Origin of the sequence: Wenxinia marina DSM 24838, assembly GCF_000379485.1 — a bacterium.
In the GTDB taxonomy this organism is placed as follows: Bacteria; Pseudomonadota; Alphaproteobacteria; order Rhodobacterales; family Rhodobacteraceae; genus Wenxinia; species Wenxinia marina.
The window spans coordinates 7,501-33,806 of record NZ_KB902298.1 but is presented as its reverse complement, the minus strand read 5'-3'; the positions used below and the strand labels follow the sequence as shown (position 1 = coordinate 33,806).

General features: G+C 71.4%; 25 protein-coding genes, 1 tRNA gene and 1 pseudogene. 16 read left to right on the top strand and 11 right to left on the bottom strand.

All coding sequences use genetic code 11. The features are described from left to right. Positions 1-582: 582 nt before the first annotated feature. On the bottom strand, positions 583-1,287 hold the full coding sequence (locus A37W_RS0112905; RefSeq protein WP_018303451.1) for a glutathione S-transferase family protein: 705 nt from the start codon (positions 1,285-1,287) through the stop codon (positions 583-585). A gap of 157 nt (positions 1,288-1,444) precedes the next feature. Here A37W_RS0112905 and mscL point away from each other — a divergent pair, with 157 nt between their 5' ends. The 5 genes and pseudogenes from mscL to A37W_RS22895 all read left to right on the top strand — a co-directional run bounded on the left by mscL (position 1,445) and on the right by A37W_RS22895 (position 5,340). Beyond that, positions 1,445-1,885 carry a large conductance mechanosensitive channel protein MscL gene (mscL, locus tag A37W_RS0112900; RefSeq protein WP_018303450.1) on the top strand — a complete coding sequence of 147 codons (441 nt, stop codon included), beginning with the start codon at positions 1,445-1,447 and terminating at the stop codon, positions 1,883-1,885. 80 nt (positions 1,886-1,965) lie between these two features. Beyond that, positions 1,966-2,613 (top strand): N-acetylmuramidase domain-containing protein, encoded by a 648-nt coding sequence (locus tag A37W_RS24350; RefSeq protein ID WP_018303449.1) that lies wholly within the window; start codon positions 1,966-1,968, stop codon positions 2,611-2,613. Positions 2,614-2,618: 5 nt separating this feature from the next. After that, positions 2,619-2,696, top strand: a pseudogene (locus A37W_RS24645) (peptidoglycan-binding domain-containing protein); the annotation flags it as partial. A 309-nt stretch (positions 2,697-3,005) separates the two neighbouring features. Next, positions 3,006-4,850: a DNA mismatch repair endonuclease MutL gene (mutL, locus tag A37W_RS0112890; protein ID WP_018303448.1), complete on the top strand. Its 1,845-nt coding sequence runs from the start codon at positions 3,006-3,008 to the stop codon at positions 4,848-4,850. A 55-nt stretch (positions 4,851-4,905) separates the two neighbouring features. Beyond that, complete coding sequence (locus A37W_RS22895) at positions 4,906-5,340, top strand: hypothetical protein (RefSeq protein WP_018303447.1); 435 nt, start codon at positions 4,906-4,908, stop codon at positions 5,338-5,340. Positions 5,341-5,352: 12 nt separating this feature from the next. Here A37W_RS22895 and A37W_RS0112880 read toward each other — a convergent pair whose 3' ends face one another. Beyond that, positions 5,353-6,006, bottom strand: coding sequence for a ChrR family anti-sigma-E factor (locus A37W_RS0112880; RefSeq protein WP_018303446.1), 654 nt, complete (start codon positions 6,004-6,006; stop codon positions 5,353-5,355). Positions 6,007-6,011: 5 nt separating this feature from the next. Further along, a complete protein-coding gene (locus A37W_RS0112875) occupies positions 6,012-6,560 on the bottom strand; it encodes a sigma-70 family RNA polymerase sigma factor (protein WP_018303445.1) in 549 nt (182 codons plus the stop codon). Between the two features lie 222 nt (positions 6,561-6,782). Between A37W_RS0112875 and A37W_RS0112870 the strand changes: the two genes are divergently transcribed. From A37W_RS0112870 to A37W_RS0112855, 4 genes are all read left to right on the top strand, one after another. Further along, positions 6,783-8,081, top strand: a complete 1,299-nt coding sequence (locus tag A37W_RS0112870) for an NAD(P)/FAD-dependent oxidoreductase (protein WP_018303444.1) — start codon at positions 6,783-6,785, stop codon at positions 8,079-8,081. Further along, positions 8,078-8,836 carry a DUF1365 domain-containing protein gene (locus tag A37W_RS0112865; protein WP_018303443.1) on the top strand — a complete coding sequence of 253 codons (759 nt, stop codon included), beginning with the start codon at positions 8,078-8,080 and terminating at the stop codon, positions 8,834-8,836. The genes A37W_RS0112870 and A37W_RS0112865 overlap by 4 nt, the downstream gene beginning before the upstream one ends. 138 nt (positions 8,837-8,974) lie before the next feature. Next, the gene (locus tag A37W_RS0112860; protein ID WP_018303442.1) at positions 8,975-9,709 is read left to right on the top strand and encodes an SDR family NAD(P)-dependent oxidoreductase; all 735 of its coding nucleotides are present in this window, start codon (positions 8,975-8,977) and stop codon (positions 9,707-9,709) included. Between the two features lie 28 nt (positions 9,710-9,737). Then, positions 9,738-10,091, top strand: coding sequence for a DUF3775 domain-containing protein (locus A37W_RS0112855; protein WP_018303441.1), 354 nt, complete (start codon positions 9,738-9,740; stop codon positions 10,089-10,091). 3 nt (positions 10,092-10,094) lie between these two features. On the opposite strand, the gene A37W_RS0112850 is transcribed toward A37W_RS0112855, so the two are convergent. Further along, the gene (locus tag A37W_RS0112850; RefSeq protein WP_018303440.1) at positions 10,095-10,946 is read right to left on the bottom strand and encodes a hypothetical protein; all 852 of its coding nucleotides are present in this window, start codon (positions 10,944-10,946) and stop codon (positions 10,095-10,097) included. Between the two features lie 189 nt (positions 10,947-11,135). Here A37W_RS0112850 and A37W_RS0112845 point away from each other — a divergent pair, with 189 nt between their 5' ends. Together A37W_RS0112845 and A37W_RS22890 are read left to right on the top strand one after the other, a co-directional pair. Next, positions 11,136-12,800 carry a peptidoglycan-binding domain-containing protein gene (locus A37W_RS0112845; protein WP_018303439.1) on the top strand — a complete coding sequence of 555 codons (1,665 nt, stop codon included), beginning with the start codon at positions 11,136-11,138 and terminating at the stop codon, positions 12,798-12,800. Positions 12,801-12,868: 68 nt separating this feature from the next. Beyond that, positions 12,869-13,312, top strand: a complete 444-nt coding sequence (locus A37W_RS22890) for a GNAT family N-acetyltransferase (protein WP_018303438.1) — start codon at positions 12,869-12,871, stop codon at positions 13,310-13,312. A 13-nt stretch (positions 13,313-13,325) separates the two neighbouring features. On the opposite strand, the gene A37W_RS0112835 is transcribed toward A37W_RS22890, so the two are convergent. From A37W_RS0112835 to A37W_RS0112825, 3 genes are all read right to left on the bottom strand, one after another. Then, positions 13,326-14,618 carry a PPC domain-containing protein gene (locus A37W_RS0112835; RefSeq protein WP_018303437.1) on the bottom strand — a complete coding sequence of 431 codons (1,293 nt, stop codon included), beginning with the start codon at positions 14,616-14,618 and terminating at the stop codon, positions 13,326-13,328. Between the two features lie 175 nt (positions 14,619-14,793). Next, positions 14,794-14,919, bottom strand: a complete 126-nt coding sequence (gene ykgO / locus A37W_RS0112830) for a type B 50S ribosomal protein L36 (protein ID WP_018303436.1) — start codon at positions 14,917-14,919, stop codon at positions 14,794-14,796. Between the two features lie 89 nt (positions 14,920-15,008). Further along, positions 15,009-15,083, bottom strand: a tRNA-Val gene (locus A37W_RS0112825). Between the two features lie 163 nt (positions 15,084-15,246). On the opposite strand from A37W_RS0112825, the gene A37W_RS0112820 reads away from it, so the two are divergent. Both A37W_RS0112820 and A37W_RS0112815 read left to right on the top strand, forming a co-directional pair. Beyond that, positions 15,247-16,116, top strand: a complete 870-nt coding sequence (locus tag A37W_RS0112820; protein ID WP_018303435.1) for an N-formylglutamate amidohydrolase — start codon at positions 15,247-15,249, stop codon at positions 16,114-16,116. 38 nt (positions 16,117-16,154) lie between these two features. Beyond that, the gene (locus A37W_RS0112815) at positions 16,155-17,963 is read left to right on the top strand and encodes an SLC13 family permease (RefSeq protein WP_047772125.1); all 1,809 of its coding nucleotides are present in this window, start codon (positions 16,155-16,157) and stop codon (positions 17,961-17,963) included. Between the two features lie 186 nt (positions 17,964-18,149). Here the strand turns inward: A37W_RS0112815 and A37W_RS0112810 are convergent, their stop codons facing one another. Continuing rightward, entirely contained in the window at positions 18,150-19,403 is a 1,254-nt protein-coding gene (locus tag A37W_RS0112810; RefSeq protein WP_018303433.1) for a DNA polymerase IV, read from the bottom strand. Between A37W_RS0112810 and A37W_RS0112805 the strand changes: the two genes are divergently transcribed. Next, complete coding sequence (locus tag A37W_RS0112805) at positions 19,402-19,854, top strand: NUDIX hydrolase (RefSeq protein WP_018303432.1); 453 nt, start codon at positions 19,402-19,404, stop codon at positions 19,852-19,854. The two genes, A37W_RS0112810 and A37W_RS0112805, sit on opposite strands and share 2 nt — an antisense overlap. Before the next feature lie 2 nt (positions 19,855-19,856). On the opposite strand, the gene A37W_RS0112800 is transcribed toward A37W_RS0112805, so the two are convergent. Beyond that, a complete protein-coding gene (locus A37W_RS0112800; RefSeq protein WP_018303431.1) occupies positions 19,857-20,069 on the bottom strand; it encodes a hypothetical protein in 213 nt (70 codons plus the stop codon). A gap of 107 nt (positions 20,070-20,176) precedes the next feature. Beyond that, entirely contained in the window at positions 20,177-20,899 is a 723-nt protein-coding gene (gene pyrF, locus A37W_RS0112795) for an orotidine-5'-phosphate decarboxylase (RefSeq protein ID WP_018303430.1), read from the bottom strand. A 141-nt stretch (positions 20,900-21,040) separates the two neighbouring features. Here pyrF and A37W_RS22885 point away from each other — a divergent pair, with 141 nt between their 5' ends. Continuing rightward, positions 21,041-22,552 carry a hypothetical protein gene (locus A37W_RS22885; RefSeq protein WP_018303429.1) on the top strand — a complete coding sequence of 504 codons (1,512 nt, stop codon included), beginning with the start codon at positions 21,041-21,043 and terminating at the stop codon, positions 22,550-22,552. A 194-nt stretch (positions 22,553-22,746) separates the two neighbouring features. After that, positions 22,747-25,356, top strand: a complete 2,610-nt coding sequence (clpB, locus tag A37W_RS0112785; RefSeq protein WP_018303428.1) for an ATP-dependent chaperone ClpB — start codon at positions 22,747-22,749, stop codon at positions 25,354-25,356. Positions 25,357-25,579: 223 nt separating this feature from the next. On the opposite strand, the gene A37W_RS0112780 is transcribed toward clpB, so the two are convergent. Further along, positions 25,580-26,050 carry a fasciclin domain-containing protein gene (locus A37W_RS0112780; protein ID WP_018303427.1) on the bottom strand — a complete coding sequence of 157 codons (471 nt, stop codon included), beginning with the start codon at positions 26,048-26,050 and terminating at the stop codon, positions 25,580-25,582. Positions 26,051-26,306 lie beyond the last annotated feature (256 nt).

The window sequence follows — 26,306 nt, the reverse complement described above, 5'->3', positions numbered from 1 at the left end:
ATCCTCGCGAAGGAGCGAAGGACCTTGGGCTCGGTGGCCAGACGGGCCGGTCCGGTCTGCGGATGATGCACGTCGATCCACCGCTTCGAGACGTCGACGCCGATGCACTCTTCTGTCATGATCTTCTCCTGTCCCTGTCGGTGCGGGGTCTGGTCACGCAGCCCCAAGCAACTGTTCAGGTTGACGATCCAAAGGCGGACGGCTCCCGCGCCGGCTCGCGGGCTCCAAGCCCTGGGACCTCACGGGATGCCGTCCGCCACCAGCACATTGACATGTTTTCGTTAGACAGGGACCTCGAGGAGACCCGGCACCCGGCGTCGCGAGGCCCCGGCTCAAGGCCGGGGTGTACGGTCTCGAGGCGTCCCTCGGTCGTCCCGGGTCTTGGGGCGAACGGAGGGCAGCGTCTGGCCGCGGGCAGACGCTGGGACGCTGCGGTGGGGGCGCTTTATCTCATCGCCCCGAACGACCCCGAACGTATCGCAGGTGGTGAGGAAGCGTCTGGCCGGGGGGCGGCCAGACGCTGCCCGGGCCGCTTGCGCGGCTGTTCCGGGCGGGAAGGCGCCGGCGTCGGACCTGCCGGCCCTACCGCGACTTCGGATCCGGGATCGACTTCGCCTTCTCCACCGCCGGCCGCGCGTAGAAGCGGTCCACGTAGGCGGGGACGTTCTTCAGGCCGTCCCAGCCCACCATGTCCTTCACCCCGTAGAAGCCGAGCGCGTTCAGCCAGGGCGCCAGCGCGATGTCGGCGATCGAGAAGTCGCCGGCGATCCACTCCTGCCCCTCCAGCGCGCCGTCCACGACGCCGAGCAGACGCTTCGCCTCGCCGACGAACCGCTCGCGCGGGCGGGGATCCTCGATCTCCTTGCCGGCGAACTTGGTGAAGTAGCCGAGCTGGCCGAACATCGGCCCCGGCCCGGCCATCTGGAACATCAGCCACGAGATCACGCGGTAGCGGTCCGCCGGCGTGGCACCGATCAGCGCGCCGGCCTTGTCGGCCAGGTAGATCAGGATCGCCCCGCTCTCGAACAGGCCGATGGGCGCACCGTCCGGGCCGTTCGGGTCGATGATCGCGGGGATCTTGCCGTTGGGGTTCAGCGAGGTGAAGGCGTCGCTCTTCACCTCGTCGTCGGACAGCTTCACGAGGTGCGGCTCGTAGTCGAGGCCCAGCTCCTCGAGCGCGATCGAGGCCTTGACCCCGTTCGGCGTCGGATAGGCATAGAGCTGGATCACGTCGGGCCGCTCGGCGGGCCAGCGGCGGGTGATCGGAAAGGCGGACAGGTCGGCCATGGGAAATCCTTCGGAAGTCGGGACGGTTGCCCTGCCTACGTGGGGCGGCGCAGGCGGAAACAAAGTCGTGGCCTTCTGCGATGGTGCCGCTAACCATGTGCGCGATCGCACCCGGCGGGAGGGGCCGGGGCGGATGGACAGGACCAGGGGAGCAACCATGATCAAGGAATTCCGCGACTTCATCGCCAAGGGCAACGTGATGGACCTCGCCGTGGGGATCATCATCGGCGCCGCCTTCACGGCCATCGTGCAGAGCGTGGTGAACGACCTCATCAACCCGGTGATCGGCCTGATCCTCGGCGGCATCGACTTCACCTCGATGTACGTCATCATGGCGGGCGACGTGCCGCCGGGCACCTCGCTGGAGGTTGCGCGCGAGAGCGGGGCGGCGGTGTTCGCCTACGGCGCGTTCCTGACGTCGTGCATCAACTTCCTGATCATCGCGCTCGTCGTGTTCATGCTGGTCAAGGCGGTGAATCGGATCAAGGCCGCGGCCGAGAAGCCCGACGACGTGGAGCCCGAGGTGGCGACCGGCCCGTCCGAGCTGGACGTGCTGATCGACATCCGCGAGCAGCTGAAGGCGCGGCCTACGGTCTGAGGATTTGCCTGCCTCGCGCGGACCGGCGCGCGGGGCGTAGGCTTCCCTTGCATCATCTGGACCGCAGAGAGGAGCGACAGGTGGCCTTTTCTCCGGACGTTCTGGACGCGGTCGACCGGGTGGCGGCCGAGCGCGGGATCGAGGCGGCGGCGCTGCGCGCCGTGGTGGAGATCGAGAGCGGCGGGCGCGCCACGTCGGATGTCGATGGCCGGCCGATGCCGCTGATCCTGTACGAGTACCACGTCTTCCACCGCTGGCCCGCCCTGTCCGCCGCGAACCGGGCCGAGGCGGTGCGCCAGCGGCTCGCCGCCGCGCGGTGGGGCGACATTCCCTACCCGAGCAGCCAGTCCGAGCGCTACGCGCTGCTGCGCCGCGCGGCGGCGATCGACGAGCAGGCCGCCCATGCCGCCTGTTCCTGGGGCGTCGGGCAGGTGCTGGGCGAGAACGCCGAATGGCTGGGCTTCGGCACGCCCCGGCGGCTGGCGGAGAGGGCGATGGAGGGCGTCGAGGGACAGCTGGCCGTGATGCTCGCCTTCATCGAGCGGCGCGGGCTCCTGGCCAAGCTGGCGGCGCACGACTGGCGCGGCTTCACCCGGGTCTACAACGGGCCGGGGCAGGTCGAAGCCTATTCCGGCAAGATCGCCGCCGCCTACCGCCGCCACGCCGGGCGCGAGGCGGTGGAGCTGGATCCGCGGGCGCCGCGGCTCGACATGAAGGGCGGGCCGTAGCCGAGCTGCAGCGGCGTCTGCGGGGACTGGGGTATCACCTGCATGTCGACGGCGACTTCGGGTCGGGGACCGAGCGGACCGTGATCGCGTTCCAGCAGGATCAGGGGCTGGACGCGGACGGCGTCGCCGGGCCGGCGACGCTGGGGCGGGGCGGTGCGCTGCAGGGACGTCCGGCGCCGGGGGTGAGGAGGGGGCGTCGCGATTGCGCAACCCGCTCTCCCCCCCCGAAAGCCCGCCCCGGCCCTGAGCCGGGGCCTCGCCGGGATGGAGTGCCTTGTTGCGCGAGGCCCCGGGTCGAGCCCGGGGCGGGTCTTCCATCCCGTCACATACCCTCCGACGCCGCGATGATGCCCCCTCGCAGAATCATTCCCCTCCATGCTACCCCTAGCGCCATGAACGCGCCCGACCGCAATATCTCCACCTCTTCCCGCCAGATCCGCCAGCTGGACGAGGCGGCGATCAACCGCATTGCGGCGGGCGAGGTGGTGGAGCGGCCGGCCTCGGCGGTGAAGGAGCTGGTCGAGAACGCGCTCGATGCCGGCGCCACCCGGATCGAGGTGACGATCGCCGACGGCGGCAAGACGCTGATCCGCGTCGCCGACGACGGCTGCGGCATCCCGGCGACCGACCTGCCGCTGGCGCTCGCCCGCCACGCGACCTCCAAGATCGACGGCAGCGACCTTCTCGACATCCGCAGTTTCGGCTTCCGCGGCGAGGCGCTGGCCTCGCTCGGCGCCGTCGGTCGCCTCTGCATTGTCAGCCGCGTCCGCGGGCAGGACGCCGCCCGGATCGAGGTCGACGGTGGCCGCCTCGGCGCCGCGCAGCCGGCGGCACGCCAGCCCGGCACCACCGTCGAGGTCCGCGACCTCTTCCACGCGACCCCGGCGCGGCTGAAGTTCCTGCGCTCCGACCGGGCCGAGATGCAGGCGGTCGGCGACGTGGTCCGCCGCCTCGCCATGGCCGAGCCGTTCGTCGGCTTCGTCCTGCGCGACTGCACCGGCGGCGAGGAGCGCGAGACCTTCCGCGCCGACGCCGAGCAGGGAGAGCTGTTCGGCGCGCTCGCCGGCCGGCTGTCGGCGGTGATCGGCCGCGACTTCGCCGCCAACGCGCTGCGGATCGAGGCGGAGCGGGACGGCGTGACGCTGACCGGCTACGCGGGGCTGCCGACCTATTCGCGCGGCGCGGCGGTGGCGCAGTACGTCTTCGTCAACGGCCGGCCGGTGCGCGACAAGCTGCTGCTGGGCGCGCTCGGCGCCGGCTATTCCGACGTGCTGCACCGCGGCCGCTACCCGGTCGCCGCCCTGTTCGTCGGCTGCGATCCGCGCGCCGTCGACGTGAACGTGCACCCGGCCAAGGCCGAGGTGCGGTTCCGCGAGCCGGGGACGGTGCGCGGCCTCGTCGTCTCGGCGATCCGGCACGCGCTGGCCGGGGCGGGGCACCGCGCCTCCACCACCGTCGCCGGCGCGGCGCTGGGCGCCTTCCGGCCCGAGCCGGCGGGCGAGCCGCGGCGCTACCAGATGGACCGCCCGTCGCGCGGGGCGATCTCGGCCGCATGGACGGCGCAGGCGCCTGCGCTCATTGAGGCGGCGGAGCCGTTCGCGCCCTTCGCCCCCTCGGGCCGGGTCGAGGAGGCCGCGACGGAGCCGGAGGCCGAGTCGCTGCCGCTGGGCGCCGCCCGGGCGCAGGTGCACGAGAACTACGTGATCGCGCAGACGGCGGACGGAATCGTCATCGTCGATCAGCACGCCGCCCACGAGCGGCTCGTCTACGAGAAGCTCAAGCGCCAGATGGCCGAGAACGGCGTCGCGGCGCAGGCGCTGCTGATCCCCGAGATCGTGGAGCTGTCGACCGACGACGCGGGCCGGCTGCTGGACGCGGCGGACACGCTCTCCCGTCTCGGCCTCGGGATCGAGGCGTTCGGGCCGGGCGCCATCGCGGTCCGCGAGACGCCGGCCCTCCTCGGCGAAGTGAACGCGCAGGCGCTGATCCGCGACGTCCTCGACGCGCTGATCGACGGCGGCAGCACCGCACCGGTGGCGGACCGTCTGGAGGCGATCCTGTCCCGCGTCGCCTGCCACGGCTCCATCCGGTCGGGCCGGCGGATGCGGGGCGAGGAGATGAACGCGCTGCTGCGCGAGATGGAGGCCACGCCGCTGTCCGGCCAGTGCAACCACGGCCGCCCGACCTATGTCGAGCTGAAGCTGAGCGATATCGAGCGGCTGTTCGGCCGGCGCTGAGTTGCCTTGCGAGGTGTGCCGGCCTAGCTTCGGGACGACAGACGGAGGGCGCGCGATGACGGCACGGATCGGATGGGGCGGCGCGGCGGCGCTGGCAGTGCTCCTCGCGGGATGCGCGCCGCGGGCGGCGGAGGTGGAGTGGACGCCGGTCGTGGTGAGCGAGCCGCTGCCCGAGTGGAGCGCGGTCCGGGCGGAGTTCCGGCGCAACTACGCCTACAGCTTCCAGGATTCGCCGTTCGCCGCGGGCCCGATCTCGGTCGTGGCGCCCGACGGGGACGAAATGCGGACCTACCGGCTGGTCCCGTGCGGCACGACCATCTGTGCCGGCAGCGACCGCGGGCGCCGCGGCACGCTGGAGGTCACGCCGGACTACCTGATCGTCCGCGGCCTGTACGGGGCGGAGTTCTGGCTGTCGCCGGGCGGCGACGGCGGCCTGCTGCGCGCGGGCCGGGCGGGCGTGTCCCTTGCCTGGGAAACGGTCGAGATGTGAGCGGCCGGTCGATCAGATTCCGAGGAAGGGCTGGGCGATCCGCGGGATCCATCCGTTGAACCGCAGCGGCGCGTCGGTCGCGGCGAGGCAGATGCAGTCGGCGCCGGCCTCGGCGACCGGCTGGTGATCCAGCTGCTCGTCCGCGACCTCGACGTCGCCGGGGCCGAACCGGTCGGTCTCGTCCCGGAAGGCCCCCTGCAGGACCAGCGTCAGCTCGGTCCCGCGGTGGCCGTGGTCCGGCACCGCGATGCCGGCGGGAATCCTGAGGAGCCGCGCGGTCGCACCGTCGCCGGTGACGAGCACCGCCTGCGAGACGCCGCCCCCGACCCGCTTCCACGGGACGGTCCCGAACGAGTCTCCGGCGTAATCGGCGAGCGGGGCGGGCAGATCGCGCCGAGGGCGGGCGCTCCGGACCGGCGCGCGCTGCGGCGCGCCCTCGTCGCGGATGCGCGCCAGTGCGCCCTCGAATGCGCCGGGCGCCATTTCGGCCGGGGCCGCGCCCTCGAGCACGGCGCCGCCGACGCCATCGTAGCTTTCGGCGCGGGCGCGGCACTCGTCGCACATCGACAGATGGACGGCGACCACGAGGCCGAACGCCTCGGGCAGGGCGCCCGCGGCGTAGGACATCAGGAGGTCGTCGGTCAGGTGGTGGCGTATCGTGGTCATGTCTCTCACGTCATCGCATGGCGCAGGCGGTCCAGCGCCAGCCTTATCCTCGACTTGATCGTGCCGAGCGGCAGTCCCGTCTCGGCGGCGATCTCGGTGTGGGTGAGTTCGCCGAAATAGGCGCGCTCGATGATCTCTCTCTGTGCCGCCGGCAGCGCGGCGAGCGCCGAGCCGAGGCGGTCCATGTCCTCCTGCAGCGCCACCACGTCGGACGCGGCGGGCGCCTGGTCCGGTCCCCAGGGAAGATCCTCGGGCTCGGGCCGCTTGCGTCGGGCCAGGTCGATCCGCCGGTTGCGGGCGATCGTGAAGACCCACGTCGCCACGCTCGCCCGGCTGGCGTCGAACTGGTGCGCCTTGCGCCAGACCGCGGCCATCACGTCCTGCGCGACGTCCTCGGCGATGTCGGCCGGGCAGCCGCCGCGGATGAGGAACGCCTTCACCCGCGGCGCGAAGTGCGCGAACAGCGCCGCGAATGCGGCGGTGTCGCCGCGGTCGCGGACCGCCTCGATCTCGGCGAGCCACGTCGCCCGTGTCGTGCCGTCTGCCGCCTGCACCCTGTCTCCGCCGCTCCGCGAGACCGCCCTTCCGCGAGCCTCGTTATACGATGGCGGCGGGGGCGATGCACCCGGGAGCGTGTTCAAAGGGTCGTGCTGCTGCAGCATACCGCTCTTACGGGCGGCCCGTGCGGGCGGATCACACCGTAACGTCTTGCGGGCAACAAATCCGCAATCTCTTTCGTACCGTAGAAGGACGACATTCGGGGAACGGAAGAGTTGATGGACACGGGACGGACACGGGGGCCACGCCGCCGCATCGCGGTGATCGGGGCGGGCATCTCGGGCATGGGAGCGGCACGGGGACTGGCGGGCGGAGGCGACGAGGTGATCCTGTTCGAGGCGGAGAAACGCCTTGGAGGGCATGCCCGGACGCGCATCGCCGGGCCGGCGGAGGAGGCGGTCGATACCGGGTTCATCGTCTACAACGAAAAGAACTATCCCCACCTGACCCGGCTGTTCGACGAGCTCGGCGTCAAGACCACCCCCTCGAACATGAGCTTCGGCGCGTCGATCGGCGGCGGGCGGATCGAATACGGGCTCGCCTCGCTGGGGGCGCTGTTCGCGCAGCGGCGCAACATGCTGAACCCGTCGTTCCTGCGGATGTGCCGCGACATCCTGCGGTTCAACGCGCGGGCCGAAAGGGCACTGGCCGAGACCCCGGACGCCACAGTGGGGCGGCTGATCGAGGGGCTGCGTCTGGGGCCGTACTTCCGCGACTTCTACCTGACGCCGTTCTCCGGCGCGATCTGGTCGACCCCCAAGGACCGCATCCTCGACTTCCCGGCGGACGCCCTGGTGCGGTTCTTCCGCAACCACGGCCTGCTCGGGACCTACGGCCAGCGCCGCTGGCGGACGGTGAGTGGCGGGTCCGTCGAGTACGTGACGCGCCTCGGCGCCGCGCTGGCGGCCGATGGCGTGGTCCTGCGCCTCGGGGCACCGGTCGACGGCGTGCGCCGGGTGCCCGGCGGGGCCGAGGTGAAGGCGCAGGGCGGCGAGTGGGAGCGGTTCGACGAGGTGATCCTCGCCGCGCATTCCGACGACGCGCTGGCGCTGCTGGCCGACCCGTCCGAGGAGGAGCGCAGCGTCCTCGGCGCGATCCGCTACCAGCCGAACGACCTGATCCTTCATTCCGACGCCTCGGTGATGCCCCGGGCGCGGCAGGTCTGGTCCTCCTGGTGCTATTCCGAGCCGCCGGAGCGGGACGAGACGCGGATCGGCCTCACCTACTGGATGAACTCGCTGCAGCCCTGGCTGACGCAGCCGATGTTCGTGACGCTGAACGCCACCCGCCCGGTGCGCGAGGAACTGATCTGGGACATGGCCGTGATGCGCCATCCGGTCTACGACGTCGCGGCCTTCGCAGCGCAGGCCCGCGCCGCCGAGATGAACGGCACGCGGCACACCTGGTTCTGCGGCGCGTGGATGAAGAACGGCTTCCACGAGGACGGGCTGTCCTCCGGCCTCGACGTCGCGCGGGCGCTGCGCGCCGCCCCGGCGATGGCGGTCGCCGCCGAGTGAGCGGGGTCGACCACATCGCGGGCGAGACGTTTCACGGCCGCCGCGGCGAGGTGCGCAACGCGTTCCGCTACTCCATCGACTACGTCCTCCTCGACGCCGAGGCGGACGTGGCCGGCCCGCTCCTGTTCTCGCGCAACCGGCGGAACGTGGCGGCCCTGCGCGACCGCGACCATGGCGGGCCGCCGGCGGACGGGCAGGGGGCCGGATGGGTCCGGCGGCGGCTGGCCGAGGCGGGGCGGGCGTCTCCGGCGCGGATCGAGCTGCTGGCGCAGCCGCGGCTCCTCGGGCACGTCTTCAATCCGGTCTCGTTCTGGCTGTGCCGGGACGGCGACGGGCAGCTGACCGAGGTGATCGCCGAGGTGACGAACACCTACGGCGACCGCCATTCCTACCTCTGCGTGCCCGAGGAAGGGGGCCCGATCGGCCCCGCCTCGATCATCCGGGCGCACAAGCTGCTCCACGTCTCGCCGTTCCAGCCGGTGGCCGGCGACTACGCCTTCCGGTTCGACATCCGCCCGGACGCCATCGACATCCGCATCGACTACCGCGACGCGGGCGGGGGCGGGCTCGTCGCGACGCTGACGGGCGCGCGGCGGCCGCTGACAAGCCTGTCGATCCTGCGCGCCTGCCTGCGACGGCCGTTCGGCAGCCGACGGGTGCTGGCGCTGATCCACTGGCAGGCGCTGAAGCTGTGGTGGAAGGGCGCCCCCTTCCGCAATCGGCCCGAACCTCCGGCAGAAGAGCTGAGCCGCTAGGCACCGCGGGCGGCGCTGGCGCGACCGGGGGCGGCGGCGATTTGCCGTCCCCCCCGAGGCGACTAATCTGAGGGGAACCGTCCGGCGGGTCCGGCGGTAGGGAACGGACGCCCGGTGGGGCGAGAAGGAGAGGCGAACGTGCGCGAGTGGCAGGGCAGGACCTACTGGATCGTGGGCGCCAGCGAGGGGCTGGGCGCGGCTTTGTCGAAGCAGCTGAGCCGCGTCGGCGCGAAGCTGATCCTCAGCGCCCGCACCGAGGAGCGCCTGACCGCGCTGTCCGCCGAGCTGCCCGGGCAGTCGCGGGTCCTGCCTCTCGACGTGACCGATACCGACGCCGTCCGGCGGGCGGTGGACGAGGCGGGCGACATCGACGGTCTGGTGTACCTCGCCGGCGCCTACTGGCCGATGTCCGCGCGCGAGTGGGACACCGACAAGGCGCTGACGATGCTGGACGTGAACCTAGGCGGCGCCATGCGCGTCCTCGGGACCGCGGTGCCGAAGATGCTGGAGCGCGGCAGGGGCCACATCGTCATCACCGGCTCGCTCGTCGGGATCATGGGCCTGCCGGGCGCCGTCGGCTACGGCGCCTCGAAGGCCGGTCTCATCAACCTCGCCGAGACGATGGCGGCGGACCTCGCCGACACGCCGGTCGAGGTGCAGCTGGTCAACCCCGGTTTCGTCCGGACCCGGCTGACCGACAAGAACGATTTCAGGATGCCGCAGATCATGGAGCCTGAGGACGCCGCGCGCGAGATTTTCGAGCACATGAACGGCGACGGTTTCGTCCGCAACTTCCCTCTGGGCCTGACCTGGATGCTGCGCGCCGGCAAGGCGCTGCCGCGGGGGCTGTCGCGGCGGATGATGAAGGGCTAGGCGTGACGTCAGAAACGAGGGCGAGCAGATGATTGGTATCGCGACCTGGAAGGTGCTCGAGGTGATCGAGCTGGGACATGAACTCGACGCCGCCGAGAGCGACTTCGACGACTACGTCGAGAACCTGACCGAGGACGAGCAGGCGGCGCTGGTGGCGCTGATGTGGGTCGGCCGCGGGTCGTTCGATTCGGACGATTGGGAGGACGCGCTGAACACGGCGATGACCGAGGCGTCGCATCCGACGGCGGAGTACCTCAAGGGCACGCCGCACTTCGCCGACCACCTCGAATCGGGCCTCGACGAGATGGGCCTCAGCGAGGCGGACGACGAGGACGAGGAGGAGGACGATCTTCTCGCCACCGGCGACGAGGACGAGGAATAGGGCCTAGCGGCCCGCCTCCGCCTTCAGCTCGGCGATCCGGGCGAGCGCTTCCTCGCGCGTGTTGCGGATGTTGGGGCGGAAGCCGCCGCTCGCGGCGCGGAGGCGGATGTCCGTCTCGGTCTCGGACCCCGGCGCGAACCGCACGGAGCCGAGCGAGTACCGCGCGTTCATGTCCTTGCCGCGCAGCGAATACTGCACCCAGGCGGGCGACTGGATGCGGGTGCCGGTATAGTCGATCAGGAACCACCAGCGCCGCCCGGTGGGGCGCAGGATTTCCTCCAGCCAGCCGAACACGTCGTTCACGTCGCGCGAATGTTCTAGCGACAGGCCGGACAGGTCGATGTGGGCGATGCCGGTCTCCGGCTCCAGCTGCACCCGGCGTCGGATTGCCTCCCGCTCGAACGACGGCTCGTGGACGACCCGCTCCCGGCGGCGGCTGGGCAGCCGGCGGAGGCGCTCCAGCGCCTGCCCGCGCTCGACGAAGACATTGGGATCGCGCACCCCGCGCGCCTCGTCCCGGGCGATCTGGCGGCGGGCGATGTCGGTGCCGTCGACGCGGACGGTCCCCATCGAGTGCGCCTCCTGCACGTCGCGGCCGCGGCGGGTGAAGGCGAACCAGGCGGACGGATCGACGCGATAGTCGCCGGAATGGATGAGGAAGAACCACAGCGGCTCTCCCGTCTCGGCGATGCGCGCCTCGACCCGGTCGTAGAAGGCGCCCGCCGCGGCGGCGGTGCGGATATCGAGGCCGCGGAGGTCGATCTCGATGGCCTGCAGCCCCTCGTGGACCGTGATGCGCGGGTCGAGGTCGTCGGGGCGAAAGCCCTCGAAAGGTGCGGACGGGGCGGCCATCATCCTACTGTCTTCACGCGTTCGCGAGCGCCGGGCAAGGGCGATGCCGTCCGGGCGCGGGCGGGGCCCCGGCATTGCCCGACAGCGGCCTGATATTGAATAGCGCGGGCCCGGACCTCTTTTTCCGGACACAAGGCCGCCCCTCTGCCCGGTGTCCCCCGCCGGGCCGGGGCGACGAGAAGGAGACCTGTCATGTCCAGACCTACCCCCCTCTCCGCCCTCCGACCGCTCGCCTGCGCCCTGGCGCTCTTCCCGGCGTCGGCGGCGCTGGCCGAGGATGCCGCCCTCGTCCTGGGGATCGAGCGGTACGAACGGCTGGGCCGCGTGTCCGGCGCCGACGACGTGGTGCCCGCGGCCGAGGCGCTGGAGGAATTCGGCTTCACCGTCACCGCCGTGCCGAACGCCCGCGCCGGCAACGCGATCTCGGCGCTCGACTCGTGGCTCACCGCGAGCGAGGACGCCGACCGGCTGATCGCGGTGTTGACCGGCCGCTTCGTCAGCGACGGCGACCGGGTCTGGCTGCTGACCGCCGAAACCCAGGACATCAGCCTGTTCGGCCTCGGCGACCGGGCGATCTCGGTCGACAGCGTGCTCAAGGTCCTGGCCGAACGGCCGGGTCAGTCGCTGCTCCTGCTCGGCGGGAACTTCGGCGAGACGGACGAGATGGCGCGTTTCGTGTCCGAGGGAATCGAGGGGCTCGAAATCCCGGGTGGCGTCACCGTGATGACCGCGGACCCCGGCACGATCACCGAGTTCATGGACGAGGTACTGACGCTGCCCCGGGGCGACCTCATCGACCTCGCCGATCGCTATCGTCGGCTGGAGCTGCGCGGCTTCGTCCCGCGCAGCCTCGTCCTGATGCCCGAGCGGCAGGAGCCCGAGCCGGCGCCGCCGCAGCCGCAGGGACCGTCCGCGACCGAGACGGCCCTCTGGGAAGGCGCCGCGGCGCTCGACACCGTGGCCGCGTACCGCAACTACCTGGACCGCTATCCCCGCGGCGCCTACCGCGACCGGGCCGAGGCGGCGATCTCGGCCATCCTCGACGAGCCGAACCGGTCCGCCCGGCTGGCGGAGGAGGCGATCGGCCTGAGCCGCCCCGCGCGGCGGGCCGTGCAGCAGGATCTCACGCTGCTCGGCTACAACACCCGCGGCGTCGACGGCATCTTCGGCCCCGGCACCCGCAGCGCGATCACCAACTGGCAGCAGCAGAACGGCTTCTCGCAGACCAGCTACCTCACGCCCGAGCAGATCGCCCGCCTCGACGCGCAGGCCGAGCGGCGCGAGGCCGAGATCGCCGCCGAGGAGGAGCGTCGCCGCGCCGAGGCGGAGCGGCTGGACCGTGCGTACTGGGAGGAGACCGGCGCCCGCGGCGACCTGCCGGGCTTACGCGCCTACCTCGAGCGGTATCCGGAGGGGCTCTATTCCGACGCTGCGCGTGAGCGGGTGGCCGCGCTGAACGCCTCCGCCGCACAGGCCGCGGACGAGACGGCGTGGCAGCGGGCGCGAACGACCGACACCGCCGCCGGCTACCGCGCCTACCTCGAGGCGCAGCCGGACGGGGCCTACCGCGAGAACGCGCAGCAGCGCCTCGATGCGCTGACGCAACCGAGCCAGGCCGAGCAGGCCGCCGCGGCGGCGGAGCAGGCGCTGGGCCTCAACGGCCTGACGATGCGGCTGATCGAATCGCGGCTGGCGCAATCCGGCTACCAGCCGGGGCAGGCCGACGGCGCCTTCGACGACGCGACCCGCCGCGCCATCGCCCGCTACCAGCGCGACAACGGGATGGCGGCGTCGGGCTTCCTCGACCAGGGGATGCTGGTGCGCCTGCTCGCCGACACGTTCGAGGCGCTCCGCTGACCCCCGCCGCGTTCCGCATCGGGCGCCTCGCCGACCATCCCGGCGCGGCGCCCGGCCTCGTCGCGCTGATGCGCGAGGTCTGGCCCCACTGGTACGGTCCCTGCGGGCCCGGCGACGCCGTCGCCGACCTTGCGGAACGGGCGCGATCCCGTGGCCTGCCGGTGGCGCTGGTTGCGCTGGACGGATCGGTGCCGATCGGGACGGTCACGGTCGGGACCGACAGCCACGGCGCCCGACCCGGCGAGGGGCCCTGGCTGATCGGCCTCGCCGTCGCCGCGCCCTACCGCGGACATGGCCTCGGCTCCGCCCTCGCCGCCGCGGCCGAGAGCGCGGCCGCCCACGACGGGGCGGAGACTCTCTACGCCACGACCGCGGGCGCGAAAGGCCTTCTCTGCGCGCGGGGCTGGCGCGAGCTGCGACGTCTGCCGGACGGCAACGTCGTCCTGGCCAAGCCGCTGCGGGACAAGAAGAAGGGCCCTGTCCTGTGGAACGGGGCCCCCAAGGCGTCGTGACGCTGCGCGGCTCCTACTGTGCCGGCACGTACCGCTCGATCACCAGACGGATCAGGCTGGTCTGGCTCTCGTCGTACTGCCGCACGCCGAGAAGGTAGGTGCCCGGCAGCACCCGTGCGGCGATCAGCGAATCGTAGGTCTGGCCGTTGTCGTCGTTGAAGGCGATCTGCCGGCCGATGTCGTCGTACAGGAACGCGACGGGGTCGCCGGCGCCGTTGCCGACCGCCTCGATCAGGACCAGGCCGCCCTGGTCGACGTCGATCTGGAACCACGAGGCGTCGGAGCCGATCTGCGCGTCGTGGCGCAGGCGGGTCTGCAGCGTCCCGAGGTCGGTGATCGGGTAGCTGCCGTCCATCGGCGGGCTCGCCTCGCCGGTGGAGATCAGGCTGTTGATCGCCGCCATCGGGTCGTAGGACATGACGCTGACCGTGATCGGCTGTGACGTGTCGCTGAGGGCGGAGACCTCGATGCAGTAGTCGCCCGGCTGCAGCGCGGTCGTCATGTCGATCTGGCTGTTGAGCGAATCGTAGTCGTCGTTCTCGGCCAGGTAGTTGCCGGCGGCATCGTAGAGGGTGATGACCGGGTCCGCGCTCTCGTTCGTGGCGGTGATCGTCACCGGTTGCGGCGAGGACAGGGTGAAGCCCCAGGCGTTCACCTGGTCGACCGGCGCGGTCATCGACACGCCGCCCATGCCGAGGCTGCCGTCCACCGGGCCCGAGCCGAGGTAGTTCGACACGGCCGAGCAGCCGCCGGTGGCGGGGGTCACGGGGGTATCGACGGGTTCCGTCGGGGTGTCGGTCGGGGTGTCCGTCGGGGTGTCGGTGGGCGGGGTCGGCGCGGTGCCGCCGCCCGCGGTCAGCTGCTCGTGCTCGAGCCGGCCAACGCGAACGAAGCCGGTCATCGGCGAGCCGTCGTAGCTCTGCATCGACAGGCAGTAGGTGCCGGGCTGCAGGCTCGTCTCGGCGAAGCTCGATCCCTCGCCGCCCGAATCGTCGTCGGACAGGACGATGGTGCCGGCCGCGTCGCGCAGGTCGATGACCGGATCGCCGCCGCCGCGGCCCTCGGCCTCGACCCGGACGTCGGTCGGGGCCGATACGCTGAACAGCGCGGTGTACTGGTTGTTCATCAGCACCAGCGCCATCTGTTCCATGTAGTTGCCGGCGGTAGAGATGTCCGACGAGGCCTCGGCCCCGCCGATCCACTGGCCGTTGGTGCCGACGCCGCCGCACAGGTCCTGTGCCGCCGCCGGAAGTGCCAGGCCGGCGGCGAAAAGGCCGCCCGCGAGTGCACGGGTATAATACTTCACTGCAAATCTCCTTCCCTGCGGATGTGCCGAAAGCCTAGGCCAAGGCGGGGCGCTTCCGCTAGGGGCAAGCGGCGGGGGGCGGGAAAGCCTGACCCCGCGATCCGGTCGGAGACGCGCAACGAAAAGGGGCCGCCCCTTGCGGAGCGGCCCCTGATCCGTCGACCTGCAGGTCGGGTCAGCCCTGGCGGGCCTTGAACCGGCGCTGGGTCTTGTTGATCACGTAGATCCGGCCCTTGCGGCGCACCACGCGGCAATCGCGGTGACGCTGCTTGAGCGACCGGAGCGAGTTGGCGACCTTCATCGTCCTCTCCTCATTCTGTCGCGGCGCGGGCGTCGCGCCTTGGGGTTCCGTTCGTGCGCCGAGGCCGGGGCCGGGGCGCGGTGAAGTCATGGTGGGCGGTACAAGGTTCGAACTTGTGACCCCTACGATGTCAACGTAGTGCTCTACCACTGAGCTAACCGCCCTCGAGGCGCAAATCCCGGCTCGCATCCCCCTGAAAACAGAAGGACGCGAAGGGACCTCCGCGTCGGGTGAGCGGCGTATAAAAGGAGTCGCCGGGGGGATCAAGGCCTTTCGGCCGCGCATTATCGCGCTATCCTCCGCCCGGACGGGGGACGAGGAGACACGATGCCCAAGGACGCGTTCGAACTGTTCGTGCCCGCCCGTCGCACCACGTCGGTGGTGTTCGCCTCGCCCCATTCGGGGCGCGACTATTCCGCCTCCTTCCTGCGACGCGCCCTCCTCGACGAGACCGAAATCCGGTCGTCCGAGGATGCTTTCGTCGACCACCTTTTCGCCGTCGCGACGCGCCACGGCGCGCCGCTCCTCGCCGCGTCGGCGCCGCGGGCCTACGTCGACCTGAACCGCGCGGCGGACGAGCTGGACCCCGCGCTGATCGACGGCGTGCGGCGCAGCGCGCACAACCCGCGCATCGCCTCGGGCCTGGGCGTGATCCCGCGCGTCGTCTCGAACGGCCGGCCGATCTACCGCGGCAAGCTCGCGCTGGCCGAGGCCGAGGCGCGGATCGAGGCGGTGTGGAAGCCGTATCACGCCGCCCTCGGCCGGCTGCTGGACGAAAGCCACGCGCGCTTCGGCGAGGCGATCCTGATCGACTGCCACTCGATGCCGCACGAGGCGCTGGAGGCGGTCTCGTCCGGGATCGCCGGCGCGCCGCCGGACGTCGTCCTCGGCGATCGGTTCGGGGCGGCGGCGCGGCCCGCCATCGTCGACCGGATCGAGGCGATCTTCACCGAGGCGGGGCTCAAGGTCGCCCGCAACATGCCCTTCGCCGGCGCCTACATCACCCAGGCCTACGGCCGCCCGGCCCGGCGCCAGCACGCGGTGCAGGTCGAGGTGGACCGCGCGCTCTACATGAATGAGCGGCGCGTGGAACCGAACGCCAACTACGAGGCGTTCCGGCGGTTGATGGAGAGCGTCGTGGCCGAGCTGGCGGCGATGGGACGTCCCGCCGCGGACGTGCCGATGGCGGCGGAGTAGCCTTCCTCCGGGAACTTTGGGTTGGGTGCGGCGCCGGGATGTCCCGGTGCGCTGGAGGTGTCGTGTCGATCATTCCCGAACCGTGGCAGGCCGAGGTGGCCCTGCTGCTCATCGTCCTGCTGCTCGCGGCGTTCATGTCCGAACGGTATCCTGCCGACGTGACCGCCGCCGGCGGCGCGGCGCTGTTCATCCTCCTCGGCCTGGTGCCGGTGGACGACGTGATGCAGGCCTTTGCCAACCCGGCGCCGATCACCATCGCCGCCCTCTTCGTGATTTCCGGCGCGCTGGTGCGGACCGGCCTTCTGGAGGCGATGGCGGGCTACCTGGTCGACCGCGCCTCGGTCACGCCGCGGGCGGCGCTGGTCACCTTCTTCCTTGGCGCGCTCGTCGCGTCGGCGTTCGTGAACAACACGCCGGTCGTGCTTATCCTGATCCCGGTGATCACCCGCCTCGCCCGCGCGCTCGACACCGCAGAGACCCGGCTGCTGATCCCGCTGTCCTACGTCGCCATCGTCGGCGGCACCTGCACCCTGATCGGAACCTCGACCAACATCCTGGTGGCCGGCGTCGCGCAGGAGCAGGGGCTCGAGCGGTTCGGCATCTTCGAGATCACCGGCGTCGGGCTGATGGTCGCCGCCGCCGGCCTCGTCTCCCTGATGGTGCTGGGGCCGCTGCTGCTGCCGGGCCGGGCGGGCTCGCGCGTCGGGGCGACGGCGGATCTGGGCTACCTGACCGAGGTGCGGATCGGGGCCGAGTACGGCGGAATCGGCAGGCCGCTCGCCGAGGTGTCCGACTTCCGCCGTGCCGGCGTGCGCGTGACCGGCCTCCGGACCGGTTCCGGCATCGTCCGGCGCAAGCTGGACGAGCGGGTGCTGGAGGCGGGGGACGTGCTGATCCTGCGCGCCGACCTGAGCGAGCTGCTGACCCTGCACGAGACCGAGCACCTCGTCGTCGGCCTGCGCCGCGGCGGACGCACGCCGGAGGGCGAGCCGATGATCGCGGAGGCCATCGTCACGCCTGCGCTCGGGCGGCGGCACGACACGCTGTCCGACCTCGAAATCGCCAGCCGGTACGGCATGATCGTCCTCGGCGCGCACCGCCATGGCCATCCCGCCGGTCCCGACCTCGCCGCCGCGCGCCTGCGGCCCGCGGACAAGCTGCTGCTGGAAGGCCCGGCGAGCGCGTTCGAGCGGCTGTCGCAGCGCGGCGAGCTGGTGTCCGTGACCGTCTCCGCCGGCCGCGCCTACCGCCGTGCCAAGGCGCCGGTGGCGGTTCTCGCGCTGGTCGGGATCGTCGCCCTCGCCGCCTTCGGTGTCGCGCCGATCGAGATCCTGTCGCTGATCGCGGTCGCCGCGATCCTGATCCTGCGCTGCATCGACAACGACGAGGCGTGGTCCGCGATCGACGGCGGGATCCTGGTGCTGATCTTCTCGATGCTGATCATCGGACGGGGGATGGAGAATTCCGGCGCCGTTCAGCTGATCGCCGACGCGGCGGCCCCCTGGCTGGAGCCGCTGCCCGCCATCGCCATGCTGGCTGCGGTCTACCTGATGACCTCGATCCTGACCGAGACGGTGACCAACAACGCGGTCGCGGTCGTTGTGACGCCGGTCGCGATCGCGCTGGCCGAGGGGGCGGGGCTCGACCCCCGCGGTTTCGTGGTCGCGGTGATGATGGGCGCGAGCGCCAGCTTCGCGACGCCGGTGGGGTACCAGACCAACACGCTTGTCTACGGCGCGGGGGACTACCGCTTCACCGATTTCCTGAAGATCGGGGTGCCGATGAACCTGATCGCCGGGGCGGCCGCGGTGCTGGCTATTCCGGTGTTCTTTCCGCTGGGCGGGTAGGGCCGGCGCACTCCGCCCTGCCGGAGTCCTTGCGTGGATCGAGGCCCCGGCTCGGGGGCCGGGGCGGGCAGGCCGCGGGCTGCCTGGCCCACCAGGCAGGCATGACCGCCCCGCCTTTCGTCCCGCCAGATTGAAAACCCGCCCCGGGCCTGACCCGGGGCCTCGACCAAACTGGAGAGGACGCCGCTACCGCAGCGCCCGTCCCTTCAGGATCGCCTCCGCCCCGAACCGGGCGCGGATCGCGTCCGCGGCGCGCTCCGCCGCCACGCGCTTGCCGGCGGCGGTGTCGAGGAAGTCGCCCTCGCGATCCGCCCCCTCGGCCGGGCCGATCTCGCTGAGGCCGACGCCGAGGAGGCGGTAGGGGCCTTTCTCGTCCACCTGGTCGAACAGCCCGCGCGCGACCCGGTAGATCGTGTCGGCGATCTGCGTCGGCTCGCGCAGCGACTGCCGCCGCGTGATCAGCGTGTGGTTCGCGCGTTTCAGCTTCAGCACGACAACCCGGCCCGCCCGCTCCTTCGCCTTCGCGCGCGAGGACACCTTCTCGGCCATCCGCCAGATGTGCCCGTCGAGGATGTCGCGGTCGGCGGTGTCGGCGTGGAACGTCGTCTCGTTCGAGATGCTCTTCACCGGGGCGCGGGCGTCCACGCGGCGGTGATCCTCGCCCCGCGCCAGGTGCCACAGCCGCTCGCCCATGTGGCCGAACCGGGCCGACAGGTCCTGCCGGTCCCAGCGCAGCAGGTCGTCGAAGGTGCGGATGCCGGCCGCGTCGAGGCTCTCCTGCGCTGCCGGACCGATGCCCCAGATCAGGCGCACCGGCCGGGGCTTCAGGAACGCCGTCGTCTCGCCCTTGCCGATCACCGAGAAGCCCCGCGGCTTGTCAAGATCGGAGGCGACCTTGGCGAGGAACTTGTTGTGGCTGAGGCCGATGGAGCCGGTCAGCCCCAGCTCGTCCGACATCCGCTTGACCAGCCGCGCCAGCATCACCGCCGGCGGCCGGCCGTGCAGGCGCTGCGTTCCCGTGAGGTCCATGAACGCCTCGTCGAGCGACAGCGGCTCCACCACCGGCGTCAGCTCGTCCATCATCTCGCGGATGGCGCGGGACGCCTCGACGTAGGCGTCGAAACGCGGCTTCACGATCACCGCCTCGGGGCACAGCTTCAGCGCCTGGAACATCGGCATGGCCGACTTCACGCCCTTGATGCGGGCGAGGTAGCACGCGGTGGAGACGACGCCGCGCTCGCCGCCGCCCACGATCACGGGTTTGTCGCGCAGCTCGGGCCGGTCCCGCTTCTCCACCGAGGCGAAGAAGGCGTCGCAGTCCATGTGCGCGATGGTAAGGTCGAAGAGTTCGGGATGGGCCGTGACGCGCGGACTGCGGCAGCGCGGGCAGCGGGTCCCGGCGTCGAATTCGTGCAGGCAGGCGCGGCAGAGGGCAGGCATGGAACGGAAACTAGAGCCGGCGGCGACCTCCCACAATCGGGCCGCGTTCGACGGGGCGAAGGTCGCGCTGTTCGTCGGCGAACGGCTCGTCATCATGCGGCGCGACGACAGGCCGGACATCGACTATCCCGGCCTTCTCGACTTTCCCGGCGGCGGACGGGAAGGCGACGAGACACCGCTAGAGACAGTGGTGCGCGAAACACGGGAGGAGGTGGGCCTGCGGCTGACCGAGGCCGATATGGTCTGGCGCCGCGACTTCGTGTCCGTCAGTGCGCCGGGCTGGACGGTCTGGTTCTACGTCGCCCGTTTGTCCGCCTCGGCCGAGGCGGACATCGTCCTTGGAGACGAGGGACAGGGGTGGGAGCTGATGACGCCGCACTCGTTCCTGTCCCGCAGCGACGCGGTGCCGTCACTGCAACATCGCCTCGCGGTCTGGCTGAACGGCCGATAGCCTCAGCGGTGCGAGAAGGTCGCGCGCGGGCTGTCCGACATCGCCTGCGCCTGCGCGGCAAGGGCGTGGCGAACGATCTGCTCGTCCATGTCGAGCGGGCCCCGGACTTCGCAGGGGTAGCGGAAGACGTGGCCGCCCCGTTCGATGTCGATGCGCGCCTGAAACGCACCGCGGGCGGGATTGTAGTTGATGCGGCCAAACCGGACGTCGGACATTGTTAACTCCTGCACGAAAGGTCACTTCGGCAGGTAGAACGTCACATGGCCCCAAAAAGTTTCATAGTCGGGGGCACCAGCCCTTGACTATTCCGTGAATCGGGTGGTCACGGCCGGTTCGGCTGGCGCGCCTGGGGCGAGTCCATCTCGCCACGGATCGCCTGCGCCGCGGCCCGGGGATCGGCCGCCCGCCAGACGGGACGACCGACCACGATATGGTCCGCTCCGGCCGCGATGGCGCCTGCCGGCGTCGCCACCCTCTTCTGGTCGCCGTGATCGGCGCCCGCCGGTCTGACGCCGGGGGTCACGATCAGCCGCCCTGCCGCCTCGGGCAGCGCGCGGACGGCGGCTGCCTCGTTCGGTGAACAGATGATGCCGTCCGCACCGGCTGCGAAGGCGCGCGCCGCGCGCTCCACCACGACTTCGGGCAAGTCGCCGGGCGCCATCAGGCCTGCGTCGAGATCCTCGCGCTCCAGCGAGGTGAGGATCGTGACGGCGAGGATCTTCATCCCGCTGCCGCCCGCCCCCTCGCGTGCGGCGCGGACCACGTGGGGGTCACCGTGGACGGTGAGGAAGTCGAGGTCGAACTGCGCCAGCCCGCGCACCGCCGCCTCCACCGTCGCGCCGATGTCGAACAGCTTGAGGTCGAGGAAGACGCGCTTGCCCCTCTCGTCCTTCAGTTCGCGGGCGAGGGCGAGGCCGCCGCCGGTCAGCATGCCGAGGCCGACCTTGTAGAAGCTCGCCGCGTCGCCGATGCGGTCGGCCAGCGCGAGGCCGGACAGCGCGTCGGGGACGTCGAGCGCGACGATCAGGCGGTCGTCGGCGATCATGGCGGAACCTTTCGCTGGTCGGCGCCCGCTTCGGCCATATGTCCCAGTGTGTCAAGGCCGGGAACCGGCGGTTCCCGACCGGCGTATGCCGGTCGCGGCGCCGTGAGCGGCGGTGGATGGAATAGCGAGGGGACGACGGCGATGGCCGAACAGAAAAGCACCAACATGGCGCTCATCATCGGCGCGGTCGCCGTCGGGGTCGGCGTGATCCTGGCGGTCGCGATCGGGCTCAGCGAAGACGCGCCGTCTCCGGGCGCGGACACCACCGCGATGGACCAGCCGATCGCCGAGCAGGAGGTGACGCCCCAACCCGGTCCTGCGAGCGAGGAGGCCACCGCGGACGAGACCGACACCGAGGAACTGATCGAGGCGCCGGGCGCCGGCGATGCGCTCGCAGATGAGGACGCCGTGGAAGAGGCCGTCGAGGACGGAGAAGACGTGGTCGTGGAGGAGGCCGCGACCGATACGCCGGACAGCGCGGACGCGGCGGACGACGAACCCGCCGTCGACATGACGGCCGCCGGCGCGGGCGAGGACGAGGGCGGGGAGGAGGCGACGGAGGACGCCGCCGCCGCCGCTGCCGACGAGGTCGAGGCCGACGCCGCGGCGGACGAAGCCGCCGTCGAAGAGGCCGCTGCCGACGAGGGTCCGGCTGCCGACGAAGCCGCCGCCGACGAAGCCACTGCCGATGAGGCCGATGGCGAGGAGGCTGCCGCCGACGAGGCGGCGACGGATGATGCCCCCGCGGTGACGGAGGAGGCGCAGGCCGCCGAGCCCGCCGCCGAGGACCAGGCCGCGCCCGCCGCGACCGACGGCGCGGTCACGTTCGCCGTGCCGGTCGAGCCCATCGGCGGAACGGCCACCGCCGAGGAACCGGCCGCCGAACCAACCGCTGACGCGGCCGAGGCCCCGGAGGAGGACACCGTGCTCGCCGAAGAGCCCGCGGCCATCGAGCCGTCCGCCGAAGAGCCCATCGCGCCGCCCGCCGATACCGCGACCGCCGAAGAGGGTGCCGAGACTGCGGCAGCCGAAGAGGCGACCGCCGAAGAGGCCTCCGCCGACACGGCCGACGAGGAGCAGCCCGCGGACGAAGCGCTTGCCGAGGAACTTGGCGATGTGCCCGATGAAGGCGGGATGGACGGCGGTCAGGACACCGAGTTCGCCGGAGAATCCGGCATCGCGACCGGCGCAGAAGGCCAATATATCGGCCCCGACGCCACCGGCACCGGCGAGGGCGAGACCGATCAGGCGCAGGCAGAGGAGGCTCCCGCCGACGAGGGCGGAGCCACCGAGGAGGCTGCAGCGGAGACCGACGGCGACGCTTCCGGGACGGACGAGACCGCCGCCTCGGACGAGGCTCCGGCTGAGGAGCAGACGACTGCGGAGGATGCCACCACGCTCTACCGGATCGAGGAGCTGGAAGACGGCACGCAGATCATCCGCCTGCGCACGGGAGAGGCCGCGTTGGGTGACGGCGCCGCCGCGCCTGCGGCCGAGGGCGGTAACTCCGCCCAGCTCCTCGACATCGCCCGGCAGAGCGCCGAGGCGGCCGAGGCCGCCGCCGATGCCGCGAGCGAGGCTGCTGCGGCCGCACGCGCTGCGCTTGAGGCTCTCGAGGGGGCGGACGGGGAGCCTGCCGAAGCGTCGCAATAACACGGTCCCGATCTCGATGACTCGAAGGCGCGCCTACCCGGGCGCGCCTTCTGCGTTTCCGGCCCGAGAAAGGGCGCTGTGACACTTGCGCAACAGCCCCTCTGATCCCATCTGGGGTGCGAGGCCCGGATCCCTCGTGCGTGCCGCCTGGCGGGCGCCTCAACCAACCGGGTGCTTGTGGAAGGAGACGACAGATGAACCTCGAGAAGTTCACCGAGCGGTCGCGCGGCTTCGTGCAGGCGGCCCAGACCATCGCGATGCGCGAGAGCCACCAGCGCGTGCTGCCCGAGCACCTGCTGAAGGCGCTGATGGACGACGACCAGGGCCTCGCTGCGAACCTGATCCGCAAGGCCGGCGGCGCGCCCGAACAGGTGGCGACCGCGGTCGACGCGCTGGTCGCGAAACAGCCCAGGGTGCAGGGCGATGCCGGGCAGGTCTACGTCGACCCGTCGCTCGTCCGCGTGCTGGACGAGGCCGAGCAGGTGGCGAAGAAGGCCGGCGACAGCTTCGTCCCCGTGGAGCGGCTGCTGACCGCGCTCGCGCTGGTCAAGACCCGCGCCAAGGAGGCGCTGGAGCAGGGCGCCGTCACCGCGCAGAAGATCAACACCGCCATCAACGAGGTCCGCAAGGGCCGGACCGCCGACAGCGCGTCCGCCGAGGACACGATGGAGGCGCTGAAGAAGTACGCCCGCGACCTGACCGAGGCCGCGAGCCAGGGCAAGATCGACCCGATCATCGGCCGCGACGAGGAAATCCGCCGGGCGATGCAGGTCCTGTCCCGCCGCACCAAGAACAACCCCGTCCTGATCGGCGAGCCGGGCACCGGCAAGACCGCGATCGCGGAAGGCCTCGCCATCCGCATCGTCGAGGGCGACGTGCCCGAGAGCCTGAAGAACAAGAAGCTGATGGCGCTCGACATGGGCGCGCTCATCGCGGGCGCGAAGTACCGGGGCGAGTTCGAGGAGCGGCTGAAGGCGGTCCTGAAGGAGATCGAGGCCGCTTCCGGCGAGATCATCCTCTTCATCGACGAGATGCACACCCTCGTCGGCGCGGGGAAGACGGACGGCGCGATGGACGCCGCCAACCTCATCAAGCCCGCGCTCGCGCGGGGCGAGCTGCACTGCATCGGCGCCACCACGCTCGACGAATACCGCAAGTACGTCGAGAAGGACGCCGCCCTGGCCCGCCGCTTCCAGCCGCTGATGGTCGAGGAGCCGACGGTCGAGGACACGATCAGCATCCTGCGGGGCATCAAGGAGAAGTACGAGATGCACCACGGCGTGCGGATCTCCGACGCCGCCCTCGTCGCCGCCGCGCAGCTGTCGAACCGCTACATCACCGACCGCTTCCTGCCCGACAAGGCCATCGATCTGATGGACGAGGCCGCCTCGCGGCTGCGGATGGAGGTCGATTCCAAGCCCGAGGAGCTGGACCAGCTCGACCGCCAGATCATGCAGCTGGAGATCGAGAAGCTGGCGCTGGGCAAGGAGGACGACGACGCCTCTCGCGAGCGGCTGGGCAAGCTGGAGGAGGAGCTCGCCAACCTCAAGGAGCGGTCCGAGGCGATGACCGCCCGCTGGCAGGCCGAGCGCGACCGGCTGGAATCGAGCCGCACGCTGAAGGAGCGGCTGGACCGCGCCCGCGCCGATCTCGAGATCGCCAAGCGTGAGGGCAACCTCGCCAAGGCCGGGGAGCTGTCCTACGGCGTGATCCCGCAGCTGGAGCGCGAGCTGAACGAGGCCGACGCCTCCGACCTCATGGTCGAGGAGGCGGTGCGCCCCGAGCAGATCGCCGAGGTGGTCGAACGCTGGACCGGCATCCCGACCAGCAAGATGCTGGAGGGCGAGCGCGAGAAGCTGCTGCACATGGAGGACGGCCTGCACAAGCGCGTCGTCGGCCAGGACGCCGCGATCCGCGCCGTGGCGAATGCCGTTCGGCGGGCGCGCGCCGGCCTCAACGACGAGAACCGGCCGCTGGGCTCGTTCCTGTTCCTGGGGCCCACCGGCGTCGGCAAGACAGAGCTGACCAAGGCCGTCGCCGAGTTCCTGTTCGACGACGACAGCGCGATGGTGCGCATCGACATGAGCGAGTTCATGGAGAAGCACGCCGTCTCGCGCCTGATCGGCGCGCCTCCGGGCTATGTCGGCTATGACGAGGGCGGAGTACTGACCGAAGCCGTGCGGCGCCGGCCGTACCAGGTGGTCCTGTTCGACGAGGTCGAGAAGGCGCACCCGGACGTGTTCAACGTCCTGCTGCAGGTTCTGGACGACGGCGTGCTGACCGACGGGCAGGGCCGGACGGTCGACTTCAAGCAGACGCTGATCGTGCTGACGTCGAACCTCGGCTCTCAGGCGCTGTCCCAGCTGGCCGAGGGGGCGGACGCGGGGCGGGCCAAGAAGGACGTGATGGACGCCGTCCGCGCGCACTTCCGGCCGGAGTTCCTGAACCGTCTGGACGAGATGGTCATCTTCGACCGGCTCGACCGCGCCGACATGGGCGCGATCGTGGAGATCCAGCTGGCCCGGCTCGACAGGCGGCTGGCGCAGCGCAACATCACGCTCGACCTCGACGAGGGCGCAAAGGCGTGGCTCGCGGACGAGGGCTACGATCCGGTCTTCGGGGCGCGGCCGCTGAAGCGGGTGATCCAGCGGGCGCTGCAGGATCAGCTGGCCGAGATGATCCTCGCCGGCGACGTGCGGGACGGTCAGACGGTCCCGGTCCGCGCCGGGGCCGACGGCCTGATCGTCGGCGACCGGGTGGCGACCTCCGACCGCCGGCCGCCGCAGGACGCGGTGGTGCACTGAGAGGAAAGGGGCGCCTGCGGGCGCCCCTTTTCGCGATCGGGAATGCCCGCACCGGCCCCGAGCCGGGGCCTCGATCACCGGAGCGCCCGGTTCCCGCGAGGCCCCGGGTCAAGCCCGGGGCGGGGTCGCATCGAATGGCGGGTCAGCACACGCGAAGCTATCAAACAAAAACGGCGGCGCCCGGGGGCGCCGCCGTCTCCGTCAGCCAGGGAGAACGCCCGACTTACATCTCGGGCATCAGCACGGTGTCGATCACGTGGATCACGCCGTTGGACGCGGCCACGTCGGGCATCGTCACGGTGGCGTCGTTCACCATCACGCTGTCGCCGACCGAGAAGGTCAGCTCGCCCCCCTCGACCGTTTCGGCGGTCATGCCGTCCGTCAGATCGGACGACATCACCGAGCCGGGCACGACGTGGTAAGTCAGGATGGCGGTCAGCGCCTCGGGATCGGCGAGCAACTCGTCCAGCGTGCCCTCGGGCAGCGCGGCGAAGGCCTCGTCGGTCGGCGCGAAGACGGTGAACGGGCCTTCGCCCTTCAGCGTCTCGACGAGGCCGGCGGCCTCGACGGCGGCGACGAGGGTCGAGAACCCTTCGGTGTTCGCGGCGGTGTCGACGATGTCCATATCCTGGGCGTAGGCGGCGCCGGCCATGGCGGTCGTCGCGGCGAGGGCGAGAGCGGTCTTGCGGATCATGTCTGTCTCCTTGGGTAAGGGTTGAGTGACGTCCTGGATGCCGCTCGGGCATCGGGGGGTTCGACGGATCGGACCCGGGAGCGGATCACCCTCACATTTGTGCCAAGGGGCCTTGCCGGACCGGCCGTCCGGCTCAAGCCGGGCCATTCCGGATCGTCCAGTCACACCATGTTTACCCTGCGGCAGCATCTGGACCGCGGGCCGCCGCCCTCTGTTTCACTTCGTCAAGCTGTCGTGACGGGCGTAACGCGGCACC

What these genes read in the sequence shown, in the direction of transcription:
- A37W_RS0112905 (WP_018303451.1), bottom strand. Translation starts at nt 1,287, where the DNA reads ATGGCCGACCTGTCCGCCTTTCCGATCACCCGCCGCTGGCCCGCCGAG.
- mscL (WP_018303450.1), top strand. Translation starts at nt 1,445, where the DNA reads ATGATCAAGGAATTCCGCGACTTCATCGCCAAGGGCAACGTGATGGAC.
- mutL (WP_018303448.1), top strand. Translation starts at nt 3,006, where the DNA reads ATGAACGCGCCCGACCGCAATATCTCCACCTCTTCCCGCCAGATCCGC.
- A37W_RS22895 (WP_018303447.1), top strand. Translation starts at nt 4,906, where the DNA reads ATGACGGCACGGATCGGATGGGGCGGCGCGGCGGCGCTGGCAGTGCTC.
- A37W_RS0112880 (WP_018303446.1), bottom strand. Translation starts at nt 6,006, where the DNA reads ATGACCACGATACGCCACCACCTGACCGACGACCTCCTGATGTCCTAC.
- A37W_RS0112870 (WP_018303444.1), top strand. Translation starts at nt 6,783, where the DNA reads ATGGACACGGGACGGACACGGGGGCCACGCCGCCGCATCGCGGTGATC.
- A37W_RS0112855 (WP_018303441.1), top strand. Translation starts at nt 9,738, where the DNA reads ATGATTGGTATCGCGACCTGGAAGGTGCTCGAGGTGATCGAGCTGGGA.
- A37W_RS0112850 (WP_018303440.1), bottom strand. Translation starts at nt 10,946, where the DNA reads ATGATGGCCGCCCCGTCCGCACCTTTCGAGGGCTTTCGCCCCGACGAC.
- A37W_RS0112845 (WP_018303439.1), top strand. Translation starts at nt 11,136, where the DNA reads ATGTCCAGACCTACCCCCCTCTCCGCCCTCCGACCGCTCGCCTGCGCC.
- A37W_RS22890 (WP_018303438.1), top strand. Translation starts at nt 12,869, where the DNA reads ATGCGCGAGGTCTGGCCCCACTGGTACGGTCCCTGCGGGCCCGGCGAC.
- ykgO (WP_018303436.1), bottom strand. Translation starts at nt 14,919, where the DNA reads ATGAAGGTCGCCAACTCGCTCCGGTCGCTCAAGCAGCGTCACCGCGAT.
- A37W_RS0112820 (WP_018303435.1), top strand. Translation starts at nt 15,247, where the DNA reads ATGCCCAAGGACGCGTTCGAACTGTTCGTGCCCGCCCGTCGCACCACG.
- A37W_RS0112815 (WP_047772125.1), top strand. Translation starts at nt 16,155, where the DNA reads ATGTCCCGGTGCGCTGGAGGTGTCGTGTCGATCATTCCCGAACCGTGG.
- A37W_RS0112805 (WP_018303432.1), top strand. Translation starts at nt 19,402, where the DNA reads ATGGAACGGAAACTAGAGCCGGCGGCGACCTCCCACAATCGGGCCGCG.
- A37W_RS0112810 (WP_018303433.1), bottom strand. Translation starts at nt 19,403, where the DNA reads ATGCCTGCCCTCTGCCGCGCCTGCCTGCACGAATTCGACGCCGGGACC.
- A37W_RS0112800 (WP_018303431.1), bottom strand. Translation starts at nt 20,069, where the DNA reads ATGTCCGACGTCCGGTTTGGCCGCATCAACTACAATCCCGCCCGCGGT.
- pyrF (WP_018303430.1), bottom strand. Translation starts at nt 20,899, where the DNA reads ATGATCGCCGACGACCGCCTGATCGTCGCGCTCGACGTCCCCGACGCG.
- A37W_RS22885 (WP_018303429.1), top strand. Translation starts at nt 21,041, where the DNA reads ATGGCCGAACAGAAAAGCACCAACATGGCGCTCATCATCGGCGCGGTC.
- clpB (WP_018303428.1), top strand. Translation starts at nt 22,747, where the DNA reads ATGAACCTCGAGAAGTTCACCGAGCGGTCGCGCGGCTTCGTGCAGGCG.
- A37W_RS0112780 (WP_018303427.1), bottom strand. Translation starts at nt 26,050, where the DNA reads ATGATCCGCAAGACCGCTCTCGCCCTCGCCGCGACGACCGCCATGGCC.